This is a genomic window from Rubrivivax gelatinosus, from assembly GCF_004340905.1.
GTDB lineage: Bacteria > Pseudomonadota > Gammaproteobacteria > Burkholderiales > Burkholderiaceae_C > Rubrivivax > Rubrivivax gelatinosus.
Genome location: NZ_SLXD01000001.1, coordinates 497,760 through 517,518, shown reverse-complemented (window position 1 = coordinate 517,518; position 19,759 = coordinate 497,760). Strand labels below are relative to the sequence as shown.

At 70.8% G+C, this 19,759-nt stretch carries 18 protein-coding genes; 14 read left to right on the top strand and 4 right to left on the bottom strand.

Annotated elements, in window-relative coordinates:
* Nucleotides 1-12: 12 nt before the first annotated feature.
* The 3 genes from EV684_RS02490 to EV684_RS02480 are packed head-to-tail and all read right to left on the bottom strand — an operon-like array spanning nucleotide 13 to nucleotide 2,888.
* Nucleotides 13-804 (bottom strand): outer membrane lipoprotein-sorting protein, encoded by a 792-nt coding sequence (locus EV684_RS02490; RefSeq protein ID WP_132644612.1) that lies wholly within the window; start codon nucleotides 802-804, stop codon nucleotides 13-15.
* Entirely contained in the window at nucleotides 797-2,203 is a 1,407-nt protein-coding gene (locus EV684_RS02485) for an ABC transporter permease (protein ID WP_132644611.1), read from the bottom strand. Before EV684_RS02485 ends, EV684_RS02490 begins: the two co-directional genes overlap by 8 nt.
* The gene (locus EV684_RS02480) at nucleotides 2,196-2,888 is read right to left on the bottom strand and encodes an ABC transporter ATP-binding protein (protein WP_132644773.1); all 693 of its coding nucleotides are present in this window, start codon (nucleotides 2,886-2,888) and stop codon (nucleotides 2,196-2,198) included. Before EV684_RS02480 ends, EV684_RS02485 begins: the two co-directional genes overlap by 8 nt.
* A gap of 225 nt (nucleotides 2,889-3,113) precedes the next feature.
* On the opposite strand from EV684_RS02480, the gene EV684_RS02475 reads away from it, so the two are divergent.
* On the top strand, nucleotides 3,114-3,962 hold the full coding sequence (locus EV684_RS02475) for a class I SAM-dependent methyltransferase (protein ID WP_165908370.1): 849 nt from the start codon (nucleotides 3,114-3,116) through the stop codon (nucleotides 3,960-3,962).
* 70 nt (nucleotides 3,963-4,032) lie between these two features.
* Here EV684_RS02475 and pepA read toward each other — a convergent pair whose 3' ends face one another.
* Nucleotides 4,033-5,022, bottom strand: a complete 990-nt coding sequence (pepA, locus tag EV684_RS02470; RefSeq protein WP_132644609.1) for a flocculation-associated PEP-CTERM protein PepA — start codon at nucleotides 5,020-5,022, stop codon at nucleotides 4,033-4,035.
* Between the two features lie 42 nt (nucleotides 5,023-5,064).
* Between pepA and EV684_RS02465 the strand changes: the two genes are divergently transcribed.
* The 13 genes from EV684_RS02465 (at nucleotide 5,065) to EV684_RS02405 (ending at nucleotide 19,739) form a co-directional block, all read left to right on the top strand.
* Nucleotides 5,065-5,745 carry a class I SAM-dependent methyltransferase gene (locus tag EV684_RS02465; protein ID WP_132644608.1) on the top strand — a complete coding sequence of 227 codons (681 nt, stop codon included), beginning with the start codon at nucleotides 5,065-5,067 and terminating at the stop codon, nucleotides 5,743-5,745.
* Between the two features lie 14 nt (nucleotides 5,746-5,759).
* Nucleotides 5,760-6,623 (top strand): ThiF family adenylyltransferase, encoded by an 864-nt coding sequence (locus tag EV684_RS02460; protein ID WP_132644607.1) that lies wholly within the window; start codon nucleotides 5,760-5,762, stop codon nucleotides 6,621-6,623.
* A 173-nt stretch (nucleotides 6,624-6,796) separates the two neighbouring features.
* Nucleotides 6,797-7,420: an XrtA/PEP-CTERM system exopolysaccharide export protein gene (locus tag EV684_RS02455; protein WP_132644772.1), complete on the top strand. Its 624-nt coding sequence runs from the start codon at nucleotides 6,797-6,799 to the stop codon at nucleotides 7,418-7,420.
* Between the two features lie 36 nt (nucleotides 7,421-7,456).
* Nucleotides 7,457-9,043, top strand: coding sequence for an XrtA system polysaccharide chain length determinant (locus EV684_RS02450; protein ID WP_132644606.1), 1,587 nt, complete (start codon nucleotides 7,457-7,459; stop codon nucleotides 9,041-9,043).
* Between the two features lie 7 nt (nucleotides 9,044-9,050).
* A complete protein-coding gene (locus EV684_RS02445; protein ID WP_132644605.1) occupies nucleotides 9,051-9,986 on the top strand; it encodes an XrtA-associated tyrosine autokinase in 936 nt (311 codons plus the stop codon).
* A gap of 4 nt (nucleotides 9,987-9,990) precedes the next feature.
* The gene (locus EV684_RS02440; protein WP_132644604.1) at nucleotides 9,991-11,499 is read left to right on the top strand and encodes a TIGR03016 family PEP-CTERM system-associated outer membrane protein; all 1,509 of its coding nucleotides are present in this window, start codon (nucleotides 9,991-9,993) and stop codon (nucleotides 11,497-11,499) included.
* Nucleotides 11,500-11,501: 2 nt separating this feature from the next.
* A complete protein-coding gene (locus tag EV684_RS02435; RefSeq protein WP_132644603.1) occupies nucleotides 11,502-12,605 on the top strand; it encodes an XrtA/PEP-CTERM system-associated ATPase in 1,104 nt (367 codons plus the stop codon).
* The gene (gene wecB, locus EV684_RS02430; RefSeq protein ID WP_132644602.1) at nucleotides 12,602-13,723 is read left to right on the top strand and encodes a non-hydrolyzing UDP-N-acetylglucosamine 2-epimerase; all 1,122 of its coding nucleotides are present in this window, start codon (nucleotides 12,602-12,604) and stop codon (nucleotides 13,721-13,723) included. The genes EV684_RS02435 and wecB overlap by 4 nt, the downstream gene beginning before the upstream one ends.
* 13 nt (nucleotides 13,724-13,736) lie before the next feature.
* Nucleotides 13,737-14,600: an XrtA system polysaccharide deacetylase gene (locus tag EV684_RS02425; RefSeq protein WP_132644601.1), complete on the top strand. Its 864-nt coding sequence runs from the start codon at nucleotides 13,737-13,739 to the stop codon at nucleotides 14,598-14,600.
* Nucleotides 14,601-14,606: 6 nt separating this feature from the next.
* Nucleotides 14,607-15,644: a FemAB family XrtA/PEP-CTERM system-associated protein gene (locus tag EV684_RS02420; protein ID WP_132644600.1), complete on the top strand. Its 1,038-nt coding sequence runs from the start codon at nucleotides 14,607-14,609 to the stop codon at nucleotides 15,642-15,644.
* Between the two features lie 2 nt (nucleotides 15,645-15,646).
* Entirely contained in the window at nucleotides 15,647-16,858 is a 1,212-nt protein-coding gene (locus tag EV684_RS02415) for a TIGR03087 family PEP-CTERM/XrtA system glycosyltransferase (RefSeq protein WP_132644599.1), read from the top strand.
* Nucleotides 16,859-16,869: 11 nt separating this feature from the next.
* A complete protein-coding gene (xrtA, locus tag EV684_RS02410; RefSeq protein WP_132644598.1) occupies nucleotides 16,870-18,423 on the top strand; it encodes an exosortase A in 1,554 nt (517 codons plus the stop codon).
* Nucleotides 18,424-18,458: 35 nt separating this feature from the next.
* Nucleotides 18,459-19,739, top strand: a complete 1,281-nt coding sequence (locus tag EV684_RS02405) for a nucleotide sugar dehydrogenase (protein ID WP_132644597.1) — start codon at nucleotides 18,459-18,461, stop codon at nucleotides 19,737-19,739.
* Nucleotides 19,740-19,759: the final 20 nt, after the last annotated feature.

The window sequence follows — 19,759 nt, the reverse complement described above, 5'->3', positions numbered from 1 at the left end:
GAGCGGGTTCTTCTATTCGGCGTTGAATCGGGGCAGGAACTCTTTCTGGTACCAGGCCGCCGGCAGGTCGCGGACCGCGTAGTCCGACAGGCGCACCAGCGTCACCGACTGGGTGTCCACGCCGTCGATGATCACCGTCTCGGTCGGCCGGTCGGCGCCGAGCTGGCGCTGGAACTTGCGGTAGTACGCGGTCTTCAGCAGGCGCCCGGAGTCGGCGAAGAAACGCGCCTTGATCGGCGCCTTGCTCGCCGCGTCGATCCAGAGCTCGATCGCCGCGTAGACCGCACCGTCGCCCGAGGGGCGCAGCTCGAGCTTTTGCGAAGCGCGCGTCTTGCGCTCGCCGTCGGTGATCGTCTCCTCGCCCGCCAGGCGTGCCTGGTAGTCGCGTGCGAAGTTCACCGTCACGACGTCGCCGTTGGCGGCCTGGCCGATCAGGCGCTGCTGCGGCGAGATGCGCACCGCGGCCTTGGTCGACGGGTCGTAGAACCAGAGGTCGGCGCCGTTCTTCAGCATCACCTTGCCGGCGTCGCGCGGCGGCTGGGTGAAGCGCATCAGCGTGGCGAACTGGCCGCCGCCTTCGGCCATGCGGGCGAAGCTCAGCAGCGTGAGCGAGTTCACCTGCGCGCCCTTCTCGAACTCCGTCACGGTGACGGTGGCGCGGAACGACCGCTCCGGGTTGCGGATCGCGTCGCTGGCGCTCAGCAGCTGCTGGGCGTCGGCCTGGGCGGCGGCGGCCAAGGGCAGGGCCGCCAGCAGGGCGGCGACGAGGGCGAAGCGGCGGCGCCGCGGCGAGTGTTCAGACATGGCGCAGTGCGTTGACGATTTCGAGCCGGGCGGCGCGCCAGGCGGGCCACCAGGCGGAGGCCGTCGCCACGAGCACGAGCCCCAGCGTCGAGCCGGCGACCGCCGGCACGTCGCGCAGCACACGCAGCTGCAGCGGCAGCTGTTCCGCGCTGCCCGGCGGCAGCCAGGTCAGCCCGGACATGTTGATCAGTTCGCCCGCACCCACGGCCGCCGCCAGGCCGACGAGCGCCCCGGTGCAGCCGAGGATGAAGCCCTCGATGACGAACAGGCGGCGCACGCCGCCGCGGCGCAGGCCGATCGCACGGATCGTGCCCACCTCGACGGTGCGCTCGATGACCGCGGCGCTCATCGTGTTGCCCACCGTGAACAGCACGATGCTGGAGATGAGCACGAAGATGAAGCCGAAGATGACGTCGAACATGCGCTCGGTCTGGACGTAGAACGGGTTCAGTTCCTCGAAGTCCCGCACCGCCAGCGTCGCGCCTTCGGGGTCGTCGGCCACCAGTTGCCTGAGCCTGGCGTAGGCCCGGGGGCGGTCGGCGCTGCGTTGCAGCAGCACCATGATCGACGTGACCTTGGGCGCATCGCGGCCGAACACCAGCTTCTGCGCCTGCTCCAGGTGCAGCACGACCGAGATCTCGTCGAGTTCGCGAAAGCCCTGGTTCTCGGCCGCCGCGACGACGAGCGACGCGACGTTGGGCGTGCCGCGCGACGTGCTCGCCAGCAGCTCGACCCGGGGCTCGCCGTCGGCGGACGGCCCGGATGCGGCCGGCTGCTCCTGCGCCGCGAGCGCGGCGATGTCGTCGGGCAGCGCAGCGGCGGCGGCAGCGGGCGCCGGCGGCGCGATCTGGGGCTGGGGGCAGTCGGCGATGCGCAGCGCGGCGCACAGCTGCAGCACCCGCGCCAGCGCCTCGCCGAGCACCGCCGAGTCGTCGGCGGTGCCCACGAGCGGGAAGTCGGGCCGCGCGATCGGAACGCCGAACTCGTTCCAGCGGCGCATCAGCTGCACCTCGGGGGCGACATAGCCGTTGCCGATCACGGCACGCGAGATCCCGGCGGTGAAGTTGCCGGCCAGCCCGCCGAAACGCAGCGACGGCGTCACCACCGCGAGCATCGGCGCGAGTTCCGGGTCGCTGCGGATCGTGCGCACCAGGCGTTCGTAGTGTTCGATGCCGTAGGCCGTCGGGTTGCCGCTGCCGAACAGCGCGTAGTCGCGGTGCTGCACCTGCAGGTGGCCGCCGGCGCGCACGTAGGTGGTCAGGCCGGTGTCGATCAGGTTGGCCTTGAAGCCCGAGAACAGCAGCACGGCCATCAGGCCCAGGCCCAGCGCGATCAGCGTCGACAGCGAGCGCCGGCGGTTGCGGCGCAGGTTGCGCAGCGCGAGCGACCACTCATTCATCGAGGGCCGCCTCGCTGTCGGGGCCGGCAGCGGGGACCGAGCCCGGGCCGCGGCGGATCGACTGGATGACGCCGTCGCGCAGGATCACCAGGTCGTCGGCGGCCATGCGCAGTTCGCGGTCGTGCGAGGAGAACAGGAAGGAGATCCTGAAACGCTCCTGCATCTGGCGCATCAGCCGCAGCACCGCGCGGCCGGTCTCGGTGTCGAGGTTGGCGGTGGGTTCGTCGGCCAGCACGAGCCGCGGCTTGCGTGCCAGCGCACGCGCGATGGCCACGCGCTGGCGCTGGCCGCCCGAGAGCTGGCCGGGCAGGTTGCGGGCCCGGTCGGCCAGGCCGACGGCCTCGAGCAGCCGCGCGACGCGGCGCTTGCGGCGCGCCGCCGGCATCCCGGCGAGCACCAGCGGGTACTCCACGTTCTCCTCGGCCGTCAGCACCGGGATCAGGTTGAAGTTCTGGAAGATGAAGCCGATGTTGTTCGAGCGGAAGTCGGACAGTTCGTCGTCGCCGAGCGCCGCGACGTCCTGGCCGGCGACCGTCAGCGTGCCGGCGTCGGGGCGGTCCAGGCAGCCGACCAGGTTCAGCAGCGTCGTCTTGCCGCTGCCCGAGGGGCCCAGCAGCACCGTGAAGCAGCCCGGGCGGACCAGCAGGTCGATGCCCCTGAGCACCGGCACCGTGACTTCGTCCATCTGATAGGACTTCACGATGCCGCTCAGCACGGCGACCGGCTGGTCAGGTTCTGTCGACAAGGGCGGGCTCCAGGGCGGCGAAGCAGTCTAGATCCTCCGATCATTGCGTCAGCGATGTCGCCGTGCAAGCCGCCGCCGGCGGCGGCGACCCACTGTTCAGGGTGGGATGCGGCACTTCCGCCATACTCGGTTTCGGCGGCGTGGCGTCACGTCGGGGGATCACTGATGCTGCCCATTCACAAACTCGTGTGGCATGAATGGCGTTCGGCGGCGCCGGCGCCGCGTGTTCCCGAGCCCTCCGAGGCGATGGTCGATCCGGGGCAGATCCGCGCCTACGTCAAGGCCTACGAGTGGGGCGGGCCGACCTCGGCGCTGCAACTGCACCATCTGACGCGACTGTCGACGCTGATCCGGCCCGGCGACACCGTGCTCGACCTGGCCTGCGGGCCGGGCCCGCTGCTGCTCGAGCTGGCTCCGCTGTTCCCCGACTGCCGCTTCATCGGCGCGGACCTGTCCCCGCCGATGCTCGACGCGCTGGCCGAACAATGCCGCGAGCGCGGCATCCGCAACATCGAGACGCTGTGTGCCGACATCCGGGAGCTGCCCGGGATCGACGCCGGCGCGGTGAACGTGGTGATCTCCACCTCGGCGCTGCACCACCTGCCCGACCTGGACTGCCTGGAGCAGGTGTTCGCGCGTGCCGAACACGTGCTCGCGGCCGATGGCGCGGTCTATTTCTTCGACTTCGGCCTGGTGCGCTCGCAGCACACGCGCGACCTGCTGGTGGCCGAGGTCGCGCGCAAGGCGCCGCCGGTCACGGCGGTGGACTACGCGCATTCGCTGCGCGCGGCCTTCCCGATCGACGCCGTGATCGGCGCGGCGCGGCGCCAGTTCCGTCGCCCGCTGCGCGCCACCTCCAGCCGTTTCGTCGACTTCTTCTATTTCATCTCCAGCCCCGACCGCTGCCCGCCGTCGCCGGTGGTCGAGGCCTACGTGCGTGCGATGCGCGCACGCTGCGACGCCGGCGTGCGCCTGGAGGAGACGATGCTGCGGCGCCTGCAGGCGCTGCGCTGAGAAGCGTCCGCGCGCCGCACAAAAGAAAAGGAGCGCCGAAGCGCTCCTTTTGCCGTGCGGGTGAACCGCTTCAGGCCTTGCGGCGGCGGGCGATGCCCAGGCCGAGCATCGACAGGCCGACCAGGGCCAGGGTGCCCGGTTCCGGGATGAAGAAGTTCGCGCTGACGTCGCCGCGAAGTTCCAGCAGGCCCGGGCCGACCACGTCGACGGTGCCGTCGTTGATGTCGCCGTCGCTGTAGACCGACAAGTAGAACGGGCGCGGGGCGATGAAGAATTCTTCGCCGTCCGGGCTCAGGCCGAAGTCGGTGAAGGTCACCGCGAAACCGTCGCTGCCGCCGCTGGAGGCGGTGGAGCCGGAGCCGCTGAGCAGCGTGGTCGAGGTGCCGAGCAGCAGGTCGCCCAGGCCCGGCGTGAACGCCAGCGTGCCGCTGTCGATGGACGTCAGGTCCAGCGTCGTGTTGTCGCCGGTGTCCAGGTAGAAGCTCAGCGTGGCGGTGTTGGCCTTGAAGGTGTTCGCGCCGGTCAGCACGCCGCTGGCCGTGACGACAGCGTAGAGGTCGTACACGCCGCCGAGGCCCGCATCGACCTCGCTGCCGCCCAGCTGGTACTGGCCGAAATCGACGACGATCGTCGCGTTGAAGGCCAGGCCCGAGCCGGTGTCGGTGACCAGGGCCTTTTCGACGTAGCCGCCGTTGATCAGGTCGACCGCAAAGCCGTTCGTGCCCGAGCCGTTCGAGCAGTTGCTGCTGGTGCTCAGCGCGCCGCCGTTGGCCGCCGAGTCGTCGATACAGAACGGAACCGGCGCAGCGGCGGCGAAGGCCTGCCCCGGGCCGAACGCCACGGCCGCACCGACGGCGATCATGGAGAGAGCGCGCTTGAGAAACATGTTGAGGACTCCGTGGGTTGAACCGGGAAGGTTGCGCGGTGGATAAAGCAGCTGCCGTGCCAGAGTGGGAAAATCCTTGAAAAACAACGGCTTGCGTTTATGTTTCGGCTTCGCTGGCCAGGCGGTGTAAAGCCGTCCGACACTGCCCGCGGCGGGGCGCGGATCGCGCCGCAAGAAGGCGTAACGCGGGGTCTTCCTTGAGTAGACTAGTCAGCGATGAGCGACGCCCCCCGCGGACCCAAATCGAAGGAGGAGATCGCCACGGCCTACAAGTCGGAGCCGTGGTGGTACGACGTCCGGGGCTTCTTCATCCTGACCTTCGCCTACAACAGCACGCTGCCGGCGCAGCTGCGTTTCTTCGGCCCGCACTTCGGCCCGCGGCACCTGGAACTGGCCTGCGGCACCGGCACGCTGCTCGAGCTCTTCCTGCGCTGGCGGCGCTGGAAGAAGCTGCCCGAGGTCGACATCGTCGGCGCGGACTACGCCGAGTCGATGCTCGCCGGCGCGATCCACCGTTTCCGCGGCCAGCCGCGCCTGAGCTTCAGGCACGCCGACGCCGCGGCGATGCCGTTCCAGACCGGCGAGTTCGACACCGTCAACATCGCCAACGCCGTGCACTGCCTGCCAGAGGTCGACGCCAGCCTGCGCGAGATGCTGCGTGTGCTCAAGCCCGGCGGCACGCTGGCGGCCAACGTGCTGCTGTTCCCGCGCGGCTCCTGGCCGCTGCGCCCGCTGGCCGACGCCATCAACCGCTGGGGCATCCGCAAAGGCATTCTCTACACGCCCTACGAGTCCACGGAGATCCGCCGCCGCATCGTCGAGGCGGGCTTCGAGATCCTCAGCGAGCGCGTCGTCGGCAACTGCTACGACGTGATGGCCCGCAAGCCGCAGCCCTAGGCGCGAGTCGGACCGTGGCCCAGCCCTTCGACTACGACGCGGCGGTCTCCCGCAACATCGGCTGGCTCACGCCCGCCGAGCAGCAGCGCCTGCGGGGCGCGCGCGTGGCGATCGCCGGGCTGGGCGGCGTCGGCGGCGCGCACCTCGTGACGCTGGCGCGGCTGGGCATCGGGCGCTTTCGCATCGCCGACTTCGACCGTTTCGAGGTCCACAACTTCAACCGTCAGGCCGGCGCCTTCGTTTCCACCATCGGCCAGCCCAAGTGCGAGGTGATGGCGCGCATCGCGCGCGACGTCGATCCCGAGGCCGAGGTCGTCGCCTTCGAGCGTGGTGTCGACGAGGACAACCTCGACGCCTTCCTCGACGGCGTGGACGTCTACGTCGACGCGATCGACTTCTTCGCCGTCGAGGCCCGGCGCATGCTGTTCGCCGCCTGCCACGCGCGCGGCATCCCGGCGGTGACCGCCGCGCCGCTGGGCATGGGCGTGTCGCTGCTGTACTTCTCGCCGCGCGGCATGAGCTTCGAGGACTACTTCCGGCTCGAAGGCTGCACCCGCCAGGAGCAGTTCGCGCGTTTCATCGCCGGGCTGTCGCCGGCGATGCTGCAGCGCGGCTACCTGGTGCATCCGCAGGCGGTGAACTTCGCCGAGCAGCGCGGGCCGTCGACGATCATGGCCTGCGACCTGTGCGCCGGCGTCACCGGCACGGCGGTGCTCAAGCTGCTGTGCGGGCGCGGCGAGCTCAAGCCCGCGCCCTGGGCGATGCAGTTCGACGCCTACCGTCAGAAGCTGTCGTTCACCTGGCGCCCGGGCGGCAACGCCAACCCGCTGCAGCGCCTGCTGCTGCGCTTCATACGGCCCCAGCTCGGCCTGGACTGAGCGCGGCGCGACGGCGCTCGGCCCGCCCCCCACGGAACGTGGAATCTTGCCGCCTGGAACCTTGGTTCGGGGGGGCGCCGGGCGGAATTCGCGTCAATCGGATATGACATGATTCCCGGCCAGATTCGGCCCTCGGCCACACGGAATTCCCCGGGAGATCTCGCGTGAAGCTCATGTCTGCAACGGCGGCCTCGGTCTGCCGCGTGTTCGGTGTCCTGGTCGCCGTGGCGAGCCTGGCGGCGTGCTCGGCGCTGAAGTCGTATCCGCCGGCGCCTGCCCAGGCCGCCCAGCAGGACTACACCTACATCATCGGCGCCGGCGACTCGGTCAACATCATCGTCTGGCGCAACCCCGAGCTGTCGATGTCGGTGCCGGTGCGTCCCGACGGCAAGGTCTCGGCGCCCCTGGTCGACGAGGTGATGGCCCAGGGCAAGACCTCGGTGCAGCTGGCGCGCGACCTGGAGCAGGTGCTCTCCAAGTACGTGCGCGACCCGATCGTCACGGTGCTCGTCAACGGTTTCGTCGGCCCCTACAGCGAGCAGATCCGCGTCGTCGGCGAGGCCGCGCGGCCGCAGTTCCTGCCGTTCAAGACCAAGATGACGGTGCTCGACGTGATGATCGCCGTCGGCGGCCTCACCGACTTCGCTGCCGGCAACCGCGCCACCATCCTGCGCACCTCCGAGGGCAACCAGCAGTACTCGGTGCGCCTGGATGACCTAGTCAAGGACGGCGACGTCTCGGCCAACGTCGAGATGCGCCCCGGCGACATCCTGATCGTCCCGCAGAGCTTCTTCTGACCCAGGCCCCGCGCCGCCCGACGTCCGGCCGTACGCATGCAAGATCTCGTTCGCCAAGCCCTCGCCGTCCTGCGGGGCATGTGGAACTACCGCTGGCAGGGGCTGATCGCCTCGTGGGTCGTCGGACTCGTCGCCGCGGTGCTCGTGTTCCGCATCCCTGACCAGTACGAGGCGTCGGCGCGCATCTACGTCGACACCCAGTCGATCCTCAAGCCGCTGATGTCCGGCCTGACGGTGCAGCCCAACGTCGAGCAGCAGATCTCCATGCTCAGCCGCACGCTGATCAGCCGCCCGAACATCGAGAAGCTGATCCGCATGGCCGATCTCGACCTCGAAGAGGGCTCGGCGGTGCAGCAGGAAGAGCTGATCCAGCGCCTGACCAAGGAAGTCCAGATCCGCAACACCGGCCGCGACAACCTGTACTCGCTGGCCTACCGCGACCGCGAGAGCGAGAAGGCCAAGCGCGTGATCCAGTCGCTGGTGTCGATCTTCGTCGAGTCCAGCCTGGGCGCCAGCCGCAAGGACACCGACTCGGCCAAGACCTTCCTCAACGAGCAGATCAAGCAGTACGAGCAGAAGCTCGAGGAAGCCGAGGCGCGGCTCAAGGAGTTCAAGCTGCGCAACATCGAGATGCAGCCCGACGACGGCAAGAGCGCCACCTCGCGCCTGTCGGAGGCCTCGGCGGCGTTGCAGCAGGCGCAGCTCGAGCTGCGCGAGGCCGAGAACGCACGCGACGCCGTCAAGGCCCAGCTCTCCGAGGAGAAGCGCAACGCCGAGGCCGGCACCGGCCACGTCGCGGCCGACGACGCCGCGCTGGGCATCTCCACGCCCGAACTCGACGCGCGCATCGACGCCCAGAAGCGCAACCTCGACAACCTCGAGCAGCGTTTCACCGACCAGCACCCCGAGGTCATCATCACCAAGCGCCTGATCCGCGACCTCGAGGAGCAGAAGAAGAAGGAGATGGCCGAGCTGCGCAAGTCCGCGCAGGCGGCGGCGTCGGCGAACCCGGCGGCGGGCGGCAACCCGGCCGTGCAGGAACTCGCGCGCATGCTCGCGGCCGCCGAAGTGCAGGTCGCCTCGCTGCGCACCCGTGTCGGCGAGTTCCAGTCGCGCCTGGCGCAGGCCCGCTCCGGGCTCAAGGTGGCGCCGCAGATCGAGGCCGAGGCCGCCCAGCTCAACCGCGACTACGACGTCTACAAGAAGAACTACGAGGACCTGGTGGCGCGGCGCCAGTCGGCCATCATGTCCGGCGAGCTCGAGGTCGCCTCGGGCGTGGCCGACTTCCGCCTCATCGACCCGCCGCGCGTCGCGCCCGAGCCGGTGGCGCCCAACCGCCTGCTGCTGCTGCTGGGCGCGCTGGGTGTCGCGCTGGCGGCCGGGCTGGGCCTGGCGTTCGCCGCCAGCCAGCTGCGCCCGGTCTACAACGACGCCACCGAACTGCGCACCAAGACCGGCCTGCCGCTGCTGGGCGTCGTGTCGATGGTGCTCAGCGACGACGAGCGCCGCCGTGAACGCAGGATGACGCTGCGTTTCCTCGGGGCTTCCGGCGGGCTCGTCGGCCTGTACGTCCTTGGCATCGTCGCGGTGGCCCTGATGGCCCAGCGCGCCATCGCCGCGTGAGACCCGTATGACCAGTCTGATCGAACAGGCCGCGCAGCGCCTCGAGCAGCTTCGCCAGGCCGGCGTCGCGATCCCCGAGGTCGGCGCGCCGGCCTCGCCCGAAACACGCCCGGAGCCGGAGCGCACCGAGCCGGCCGTCACCTCGCGCCGCGTCGAACTCGATTTCGACGAGCTCAACGAGGCCGGCATCGTGACGCCGAGCGCGCCGCGCACCGTCGTCGCCGACCAGTTCCGCGTCATCAAGCGCCCGCTGATCGCCAACGCCGTCGGCAAGGGCGCGGCGACGCTCAAGCACGGCAACCTCATCATGGTCACCAGCGCGATGGCCGGCGAGGGCAAGAGCTTCACCTCGGTGAACCTGGCGATGAGCATCGCCGCCGAGCTCGACCACACCGTCGTGCTCGTCGACGCCGACGTCGCGCGGCCCTCGCTGCTGCGCATGCTGGGCCTGCCGGCCAGCGCCGGCCTGCTCGACGTGCTCGAAGGCAAGGCCGAACTGTCCGACGTGCTGCTGCGCACCAACGTCGACAAGCTCACCTTGCTGCCCAGCGGCACGCCGCACGCCAAGGCCACCGAACTGCTCGCCAGCGACGCGATGGAGCGCCTGCTCGACGAGATGGCGACGCGTTATCCCGACCGCATCGTGATCTTCGACTCGCCGCCGCTGCTGCTGACCACCGAGTCGCGTGTGCTCGCTTCGCACATGGGCCAGATCGTCGTCGTCGTGGCGGCCGGGCGCACCCAGCAGTCGGCGGTGCAGCAGGCGCTGGACACCATCGACGCCTGCCCGGTGCGGCTGCTGGTGCTCAACAAGGCGCGTTCCGACAGCGCGGGCTACGGCTCGGGCCAGGGTTACGGCTATGGCTACGGCTACGGCTACGACCAGGAGCCGGGGGTCGAACCCGCGGGGGCCGAGCCGGCCGCGCAGCGGACGGGAGACTAGCGCCATGAAGCGCCCGACGAATCCGGCGCCGCGTCCGCACCCGGTGTCCCTGGCGGTGTTCGGCCTCGTCGCGATGCTGGCGGCGCCGGCCTTGGCGCAGGAGCGTGCCGGCATCGTCGTCGAGCGTTCCATCGACCTGCAGCAGACCCTCACCGACAACGGCCGGCTCAGCGATGACGACCGCAAGTCCGAAGCGATCACCGAGATCCGCCCGGGCATCCGGGCCTCCGGGCGATCCGGGCGTGTCGAAGGCTCGCTGGACTACCGGCTGGACCTCGTGCAGTACGCGCGCGAATCGGGCCGCAGCACCTACCACCACCAGCTCAACGCCGACGGCGCCGCCGAACTCGTGCCGCGCCACGTCTTCCTCGACGCCTCGGCCAGCGTGTCGCAGCAGTCGATCTCGGCCTTCGGTCAGCAGTCCAGCGCCAGCGGCGTCGACAACGACAACCGCACCGACGTCGCCACGGTGTCGGTCTCGCCGTCCGCGCGCGCGCTGCTGGGCGGCAAGGTGCAGCTGTCGGCGGTGGCCAACTGGGATGCGACGCGCGCCAAGGACAGCACGCTGGGCGACCGCACCGACTGGGACGCGACCGTGCAGGCCGGCGCCACGCACGGCATCTTCGGCTGGAACCTCAGCGGCACGCGCCAGACCAACGCCTACAACGGCGGCGACCGCTACATCAGCGACAACGCCACCGCCACGCTGAGCGTGTCGCTGACGCCCCGGCTGCAGGTCTTCGGCCGCCACGGCGAGGACCGCTCGGACATCCTCGGGTCGGGCGAGCAGAAGTCGTCGACCAACGGCTGGGGGCTCACCTGGCTGCCGTCGGTGCGCACCCGAGTGTCGGCGCAGGCCGACCGCCACTTCTACGGCAACTCGCACAGCTTCAGCCTCAGCCACCGGTTCCGGCGCGCGCATCTGACCTACACCGACACGCGCGGCGTCAGCGGCCAGAACAACGAGACCCTGGGCACGCTGCGCCAGCTCTACCTGGCGGTCTTCAACACCTGCATGGCGGTGCTCAACGACAGCGTGCGCTGCACGACGATCACCCGCAACAGCCTGGGCCTGGACGGCCTGGACTCGCTCGGCTTCCTCAACAGCGCCCCGTCGCTGCAGCGCAGCCAGACGCTGACGCTGGCCGTCCAGGGCGTGCGCAACACGCTGACGCTGGCGGCGACGAGCTCCAAGACCGAGCGCCTGGGCGACCAGCAGTACGACGCCGGCGACCTCGCCATCGTGCCGCGTGTGCGCCAGTACGGCCTGACGGCCGGGCTGGGCCACCGGCTGACGCCGAAGGCCTCGATGTCGCTGACGGCGACGCTGCTGAAGACCCTCGACGAAGACACCCAGCCGGGCACCGAACTCCGCCGCCTGGAGCTGTCCGTCTCGAACGAACTCGGGGCACGCACGCAAGGCACCCTGGCCGTGCGCCGCGTCTGGTTCGACAGCGAGACGAACCCCTACCGGGAATCCGCGATCGTCGGATCGCTCAACTACCGGTTCTGACCATGTACGAAGCGTTCTACGGGCTGAGCAGCAAGCCGTTCCAGCTCAACCCCGACCCGAGCTTCTTCTTCGGCAGCAAGCAGCACCGCCGCGCCAAGGCCTACCTGGAGTACGGCGTCTCGCGCAACGAGGGCTTCATCGTCATCACCGGCGAGATCGGCGCCGGCAAGACGACCGTGCTGCGCTCGCTGATCGACGGCCTGCACGGCAGCAACGTCATCGCCGGCCACCTGGTGACGACCCAGCTCGGCGCCGAGGACACGCTGCGCATGGTCGGCGCGGCCTTCGGTTTCCGCGTCAAGGACGTGCCCAAGAGCGAGCTGCTGATCACGCTGGAAGCCTTCCTGATCAGCCAGACCAGCAAGGGCAAACGCTGCCTGCTGATCGTCGACGAGGCGCAAAACCTGACGCCGCGCGCCGTCGAGGAGCTGCGCATGCTGTCGAACTTCCAGTTCGGCAACCAGGCGCTGCTGCAGAGCTTCCTCGTCGGCCAGCCCGAGTTCCGCGAGATCCTGCAGCGCCCGGAGATGGAGCAGTTCCGCCAGCGTGTCGCGGCCACCTGCCACATCGGCCCGCTCGACGCCGAGGAAACCCAGCGCTACATCGAGCACCGCCTGAAGTGCGCCGGCTCGACCGGCAAGCCGAGCTTCGAGCCGGCGGCCTTCGACGGCATCTACCAGGCCACCGGCGGCATCCCGCGGCGCGTCAACACCGTCTGCGACCGCCTGCTGCTGGCCGGTTTCCTGGCCGGCAAGACGCACCTGGGCGCCGACGACGTCACCGAGGTCGTGCGCGAGTTCCAGCAGGAAGCCGAGGTGCCGACGAAGCCGGTCAAGGCCGTCGCCGGGGCCGAGGCCCTGGCCGCCGCCGCGGCCGCGGTCAGCGCCTCGCTGGACGTCGACCTGTCCAGCCTGCAGCTGCCGGCCGAGGAGGCCGAGGCGATGACGCGCCAGATCCAGGCCCTGGCCGCCGACCAGCGTGGCGACCAGCTGCAGCGGCTGGAGAAGAGCCTGCTGCGCCTGGAGCGCATCAACCTGCAGACGCTGGCGATGCTGACCCGGCTCGTCGAGGCCGCCGCGCCGGCCAAGCCGTCGGAGAAGCCGTGAACGGCCCCGTGCTCTGCGTCGTCGGCGCGCGGCCGAACTTCATGAAGATCGCGCCGATCCTGCGCGCCTTCGCCGCGCACCAGCCGCCGATTCCCGCGTTGCTGGTGCACACCGGCCAGCACTACGACCAGGACATGAACGACAAGCTGTTCGTGGACCTGAACCTGCCGCACCCGGATCTCAACCTGGAGGTCGGCTCGGGCAGCCACGCGGTGCAGACCGCCGAGGTCATGCGCCGCTTCGAGCCCGCGATCGACGCCCACCGGCCGAGCTGCGTGCTGGTCGTCGGCGACGTCAACTCCACGCTCGCCTGCGCGCTGGTGGCCGCCAAGAAGGGCGTGCCGGTGGTGCACGTCGAGGCCGGCCTGCGCAGCTTCGACCGGCGCATGCCCGAAGAGATCAACCGCGTGCTGACCGACCAGCTCGCCGACCGGCTCTACACCACCGAACGCGGCGCGCTCGGGCATCTGCTGCGCGAAGGCGTCGCCGCCGAGCGCGTGTGCTTCGTCGGCAACGTGATGATCGACACGCTGCTCGCCTGCCGCGAGCGTGCGCGCACGGCGGCCGCCACGATGCAGGCCCACGGCCACGCGTCGGCGCGCCTGGCCGGCCCGGCCGGCTACGGCGTCGTCACGCTGCACCGGCCGTCCAACGTCGACGACGCCGCCACGCTGCAGGACGTGCTCGAGACGCTGGCGCTGGTGGCCGAGCGGCTGCCGCTGGTCTTCGCGCTGCACCCGCGCACGCGTGCCAACGTCGAGCGTTTCGGCCTCGGCCACCTGCTCGATCCGGCGCGCGTGACGCTGCTGCCGCCGCAGGGTTATCTGGAGATGCTCGGCCTGATGGCCGGCGCCACCGTCGTGCTCACCGACTCCGGCGGCCTGCAGGAGGAGACCACCGCGCTGGGCGTGCCCTGTCTCACGATGCGCGAGAACACCGAGCGCCCGATCACCGTCGACGAAGGCACGAACACGATGGTCGGCCGCGACCGCGCCGCGATCCTGGCCGGCGTCGACGAGATCCTCGCCGGCCGCGGCAAACGCGGCCGCGTGCCCGAGCTCTGGGACGGCCACGCCGCCGAGCGCATCGCCGCCGATCTGGCGCACTGGCTGTCGTGAGGCCCGGCTGCCGATGCTCGCCCCCGCGATCACGAACGCGCTGACGATCGACGTCGAGGACTACTTCCAGGTCTCGGCGTTCGCGCCCTACATCCGCCGCAGCGACTGGGACGCACGCGAGTGCCGCGTCGAGCGCAACGTCGAGCGCATCCTGGCGCTGCTCGACGCACGCGGCGTGCAGGCCACCTTCTTCACGCTGGGCTGGGTCGCCGAGCGCTACCCGCAGCTGGTGCGCCGCATCGTCGCCGGCGGCCACGAGCTGGCCAGCCACGGCTACGGCCACCAGCGCGCCAGCGACCTGGACCGCGCCGCCTTCCGCGACGACGTCGCCCGCGCCAAGGCCATCCTCGAAGACCTCGGCGGCGTCGCCGTGCGCGGCTACCGCGCGCCCAGCTTCTCGATCGGCGAACGCAACCTCTGGGCCTTCGACACGCTGGCCGAGACCGGCCACGCCTACAGCAGCAGCCTCTACCCGATCCGCCACGACCACTACGGCATGCCCGACGCGCCGCGTTTCGCCCACCGCGTCGCCGGCGGCCTGCTGGAGGTTCCGGTGACCACGGTGCGCCTGGCCGGCCGCAACCTGCCGTCCAGCGGCGGCGGCTACTTCCGGCTGCTGCCGTATGCCGCATCGCGCTGGCTGATCGGCCGCGTCAACCGCGAGGACCGCCAGGCGGCAGTCTTCTACTTCCACCCCTGGGAGATCGACGCCGACCAGCCGCGTGTGCCCGGCATCGACGCGAAGACGCGTTTTCGCCACTACGTGAACATCGCCCGCATGGAGCGCAAGCTCGCCAGCCTGCTCGACGACTTCCGCTGGGGCCGCATGGACCACATCTTCCTCGCCCGCGACGCCGACGCGGCGCGCCCGGCCTGAGCCGCCGTGACCACGGTCCAGCGTCTTGCCCCCGAAGACGGCCGCCTCGCCGCGGCCTGGGACGAGTACGTCTTCGCCTGCCCGCAGGCGACCTTCTTCCACCGTGCCGGCTGGCAGCGTGTGCTGCGCGAGGTGTTCCGCCACGACACGCATTTCCTCTACGCCGAACGCGGCGGGCGCATCGTCGGCGTGCTGCCGCTGGCGCGCGTGAAGAGCCTGCTGTTCGGCCATGCGCTGACCAGCCTGCCGTTCGCCGTCTACGGCGGTGCCGTGGCCGACGACGAGGACACCGCGCTGCTGCTCGAGGCCGCCGCCGAGCGCCTGGGCCGCGAGACCGGCGTCGAGCACCTGGAGCTGCGCCAGCTGGCGCGCCGCCACGAGGGCTGGCCGCGCCAGGAGCTCTACGTCACCTTCCGCAAGCAGATCCTGCCCGACGAGGAGGCCAACCTGCTGGCCATCCCGCGCAAGCAGCGCGCGATGGTGCGCAAGGGGCTGAAGAACGGCCTGACCAGCGCCTTCGACGACGGCGTCGAGCGCTTCTTCGCGCTCTACGCCGACAACGTGCACCGCCACGGCACGCCGGCGATGCCCCGGCGCTGGTTCCAGGCGCTGCGGCGCGAGTTCGGCGAGGACTGCAGCGTGCTCACCGTCGCCGCCCCCGACGGCCGGCCGCTGTCCTCGGTGCTGAGCTTCTATTTCCGCGACGAGATCCTGCCGTACTACGCCGGCGACGACGAGGCCGCACGCGAGCTGGCGGCCAACGACTTCAAGTACTGGGAGCTGATGCGCCACGCCTGTGCGCGCGGCCTCGCGACCTTCGACTACGGCCGCAGCAAACAGGGCACCGGCCCCTACGCCTTCAAGAAGAACTGGGGTTTCGAGCCGACGCCGCTGGCCTACGAATACCGGCTGTTCAAGCGCGAGTCGGTGCCGCAGCACAACCCGAGCAATGCCAAGTACCAGCTGCTGATCCGCGCCTGGCGCAAGATGCCGCTGGCGATGGCCAACACGATCGGCCCGCACATCGTGCGCAGCCTGGGCTGAGCATGGCGCGGCTGCTCTTCCTCGCCCACCGCCTGCCGTACCCGCCCAACAAGGGCGACAAGGTGCGTTCGTACCACCTGCTGCGCCACCTGCTGGCGCGCCACGAGGTGCACGTCGGCAGCTTCGTCGACGACCCCGAGGACGAGGCCCACGTGCCGACGCTGGCGCGCGACTGCGCCAGCCTGTTCGCGCCGCGCCTGCACCCGCTGCGCGCGCGCGCCGCCAGCCTGGCCGCGCTGCTCGACGGCCGCGCGCTGACGCTGCGCTACTACCAGGACGCGGCGATGGCGCGCTGGGTGCGCCGCACCGTCGCCGAGCGCCGCATCGACGCCGTCGTCGTCTTCTGCTCGTCGATGGCCCAGTACGCCGAAGGCCTGGGGCTGCCGACGCTGGTGGACTTCGTCGACGTCGACTCGGCCAAGTGGACCCAGTTCGCCACCGACCGCGGCGGCCCGCTGGCCTGGCTGTACCGGCGCGAAGGCGAGCGCCTGCTGGCCTACGAGCGCGAGGTCGCCGCGCGTGTCGAACGTTCGTACTTCGTCACCGAACGCGAGACCGAGCTGTTCCGCTCGCTGGCCCCCGAATGCGCCGGCGCCGTCGACGCGCTGGCCAACGGCGTCGACGCCGACTACTTCGCGCCCGACCCGGCGCGTGCTTCGCCGTACCCGGCCGGCGCGCCGGCCATCGCCTTCACCGGCGCGATGGACTACTGGCCCAACGTCGACGCCGTCGTCTGGTTCGTGCAGCAGGCGCTGCCGGCGCTGCGCGCCGCGCACCCGGGGCTGACGCTGCACGTCGTCGGCCGCAACCCGGCGCCGGCGGTGCGTGCGCTGGCCGGCGAGGCGGTGAACGTCACCGGCACCGTGGCCGACGTGCGGCCGTATCTGCAGCACGCCGACGTCGTCGTCGCGCCGCTGCGCCTGGCGCGCGGCATCCAGAACAAGGTGCTGGAGGCGATGGCGATGGCGCGCCCGGTGGTCGCCGCCACCGGCTGCGGCTCGACGGTCGGCGCGGTGGACGGACGCGAGATCGTGCTCGCCGCCGACGCGCCGGCCTTCGTGCACGAGGTCGGCGCGCTGCTCGCCAACCCGGCGCGTGCCTCGGCGCTGGGCGCCGCGGGGCGGGAGCACGTGCTCGCCGACTATTCCTGGAGCGCCAACCTGGCGCGCATCGACGACCACCTTGCCGCGGCGCTGGCCGCGCGTGCCGCCTGAGGCCCCCGACGATGAGCGCCGTGCCCGCGACCCTGCCCGAGGCCTCGCCCTGGCGGCCGGCGCTCGCCGTCTTCGTGCCGCTGCTGCTGGTGGTCGGCTGGTTCTACCGCGACGCCGCGCTGGCCATGGCCGAGGTCTGGTGGCGCTCGGAGACCTTCGCCCACTGCCTGCTGGTGCCGCCGATCGTGCTCTGGCTGGTCTGGCGCAGACGCGCCGAACTCGCGGCGCTGGCGCCGCGGCCGCAGCCCTGGCTGCTGCTGCCGATGCTGGGCATCGCCGCGCTGTGGCTGCTGGCCGAGCTGGTGGCGGTCAACGCCGCGACCCAGTTCGCCTTCGTCGCCACGCTGGTGCTGGCGGTGCCGGCGGTGCTGGGCTGGCCGGTGGCGCGCACGATCTTCTTCCCGCTGATGTTCTCGTTCTTCGCCGTGCCCTTCGGCGAGTTCGCGCTGCCGTGGATGATGGAGTGGACCGCCGACTTCGTCGTCGGCGCGCTGCAGCTGACCGGCGTGCCGGTCTACCGCGAAGGCCAGAACTTCGTCGTGCCCAGCGGCACCTGGTCGGTCATCGACGAGTGCAGCGGCATCCGCTACCTGATGGCGTCGTTCATGGTCGGCTCGCTGTTCGCCTACCTGAGCTATCGCTCGTGGTGGCGGCGTGCGGCCTTCATGGCGGTGTCGATCGCGGTGCCCATCGTCGCCAACTGGCTGCGGGCCTACATGATCGTGATGCTGGCCCATCTCTCGGGCAACAAGCTCGCGGTCGGCGTCGACCACATCCTCTACGGCTGGGTCTTCTTCGGCGTGATCATCCTGGCGATGTTCTTCGTCGGGTCGCGCTGGTCCGAGCCCGCCGCCGAGGCGCGCACGCCGGCCGCCGGCGAGGCGCTGGCCTCGGCGCCGCCGGCGCGGCGTGTCGTGCTGGCGGCGCTCGCCGTCGCCGCCGTCGCGCTGCTGCCGCACGGCGTGCTGGCGATGCTCGAACGGGCCGAAGGCGCCGCCGCCGCGCCTCGCCTGGAACTGCCGCCGACGCTGGGCGCCTGGTCCACGGCCGGCGCCGGTGTCGCCGACTGGACGCCCGACTACGACGACGCCTCGGCGCGCGCGCGTGCCGCCTACGCCGGCCCGTCCGGCAGCGTGGGCGTGCTCGTCGACTACTACCGCGGCCAGGACGAGACGCTCAAGGTCGTCAGCACCCACCGCCTGCTCGTCGGCATGCGCGACCCCGATCTCAGCGTGCCGCGCCACGAGGCGCGCACGCTCGAGCTCGACGGCCGCCGCCTCGTGCTGCGGCGCTCCGAGGTCCACGGCCGCGTCTCGCTGTCCGGCAGCCGCCAGCGCCGCCTGGTGGTCTGGCGGCTGTACTGGATCGACGGGCGTTTCTACGGCGGCGACGTCGAGGCCAAGATCGCCGGCGCTGCGGCGCGCCTGGCCGGCCACGGCAACGAGGGCGCGACGCTGCTGCTGCACGCCGACGGCGACGAGGCCGACGCCGTGATCGAAGACTTCCTGCGCGGCCAGCACGCCGCGCTCGGCACGCTGCTGCAGCGCGTGCACGACACCCGTTGACACCCACAGATCCACAGCAGAAAGCGAGAACCACCGTGAATACCGTTGCCGTCATCGGTCTGGGCTACGTCGGTCTGCCGCTCGTCGTCGAGTTCGGCAAGCAGATGCGCACCATCGGCTTCGACATCGCGCAGCACAAGGTCGACGCCTGCCTCGCCGGCCGCGACCCCTCGCGCGAACTGCCCGACAGCGAACTCGCCGCCGCCACGCAGGCCGTCTACACCAGCGACCCGGCGCTGCTCGCCGAGGCCGACATCATCATCGTCGCCGTGCCGACGCCGGTCGACGAGGCCCACATCCCCGACTTCACGCCGCTGGTCGGCTCGTCCACCAGCGTCGGCCGGCACATGAAGAAGGGCGCGATCGTGGTCTACGAGAGCACCGTCTACCCCGGCGCCACCGAGGAGGTCTGCATCCCGGTGCTGGAGCGCGAGTCGGGCCTGAAGTGGAAACGCGACTTCTTCGTCGGCTACAGCCCCGAGCGCATCAACCCGGGCGACCGCGAGCACACGCTGACCAAGATCCTGAAGATCGTCAGCGGCGACACGCCCCAGACGCTGGAGAAGGTGGCGCAGCTGTACGAACGCATCATCGTGCCGGGCGTGCACCGCGCCAGCAGCATCAAGACCGCCGAGGCCGCCAAGGTCATCGAGAACACCCAGCGCGACCTGAACATCGCGCTGATGAACGAGCTGGCGATCATCTTCGACAAGATCGGCCTGGACACCAGCGAGGTGCTCGAAGCCGCGGGCACGAAGTGGAACTTCCTGAAGTTCAAGCCCGGCCTGGTGGGCGGCCACTGCATCGGCGTCGACCCGTACTACCTGACGCACAAGGCCGACATGCTGGGCTACCACCCGCAGGTCATCCTGGCGGGGCGGCGCATCAACGACGGCATGGGCAAGTTCATCGCCGAGCAGACGATCAAGCAGATGATCGCCTCGGGCAGCTACGTCAAGGGCGCGCGCGTCAACGTGCTCGGCCTGACCTTCAAGGAGAACTGCGGCGACCTGCGCAACAGCAAGGTCATCGACATCATCCACGAGCTGCAGAGCTACGGCGTCGACGTCTTCGTCACCGACGCCCAGGCCGAGGCCGAGGAGGCGATGCACGAGTACGGCGTGCGCCTGGTGCCCTTCGAGGACCTGCCGCGTGCCGACGCCATCGTCGCCGCGGTCGCGCACCGCGAGTACGCCGAGCTGTCGGTCGACGACCTGTGCCGCAAGCTGGTCAAGGGCGGTGCCTTCATCGACGTGAAGGCAGCGTTCGACGCGACGGCGCTGGAGGCGGCGGGCTGCCGCGTCTGGCGGCTGTGAACGCGGAGGGCAGGGCACGG